Raw genomic sequence first — 1,005 nt, forward strand, 5'->3', positions numbered from 1 at the left:
ACAGACCAAATTGCAACACTACGGATCATCGTCGAACAATCAGTTGAGTGGAACTCGTCACTATACATCAACTTCATTGATTATGAAAAGGCATTCGACAGTGTAGATAGGAGGACATTATGGAAACTTCTTCGACACTACGGAGTTCCTGAGAAGATTGTCAATATTATCCGGAACTCATACGACGGACTACAGTGCAAAGTAGTGCATGGAGGACAGCTGACAGATGCATTCCAAGTAAGGACCGGAGTCAGACAAGGCTGTTTACTCTCTCCCTTCCTCTTTCTTCTGGTGGTCGACTGGATTATGAAGACCTCGACATCTGAGGGAAAACACGGAATACAATGGACAGCTCAGAACCAATTAGACGATCTGGACTTCGCAGATGACCTAGCCCTCCTATCACGTACACACGAACAGATGCAGATGAAGACAGCCAGTGTAGCAGCAGTCTCTGCATCAGTAGGCCTCAGCATACACAAAGGGAAAACCAAGGTCCTCAAATTCAAAGCGGAGAACAGCAATCCAATCACCCTTGATGGCGAAACTCTGGAAGATGTAGAATCCTTCACATATCTGGGAAGCATCGTCGATAGACATGGAGGTTCAGATGCAGACGTAAAGGCGAGGATTGGCAAAGCAAGGGCCGCATTCCTACAATTGAAGAACATATGGAACTCAAAACAACTTTCAACCAATATCAAAGTGAGAATCTTCAATACGAACGTCAAGGCAGTTCTACTGTATGGAGCTGAAACTTGGAGAACTACAACAACCACAATCAAGAAAGTACAAGTATTTATAAATAGCTGTCTACGCAAGATACTCAACATCCATTGGCCGGATACCATCAGCAATAGCCTTCTGTGGGAGAGAACAAACCAACTTCCAGCTGAAGAAGAAATCAGGAAAAGACGATGGAAATGGATAGGACATACATTACGCAACTCGTCAAACTGCATCACGAGGCAAGCACTAACTTGGAATCCTGAAGGGAAGCGGAAA

At 44.6% G+C, this 1,005-nt stretch carries 1 protein-coding gene; it reads left to right on the forward strand.

Annotated features, from left to right (window positions below):
* Positions 1–1,005: reverse transcriptase domain-containing protein (locus tag DF185_RS24725; RefSeq protein WP_133250143.1), on the forward strand; the 1,005-nt coding region annotated here is incomplete at both ends.

The sequence above is a fragment of the Marinifilum breve genome (genome assembly GCF_003202155.1).
GTDB lineage: Bacteria > Bacteroidota > Bacteroidia > Bacteroidales > Marinifilaceae > Marinifilum > Marinifilum breve.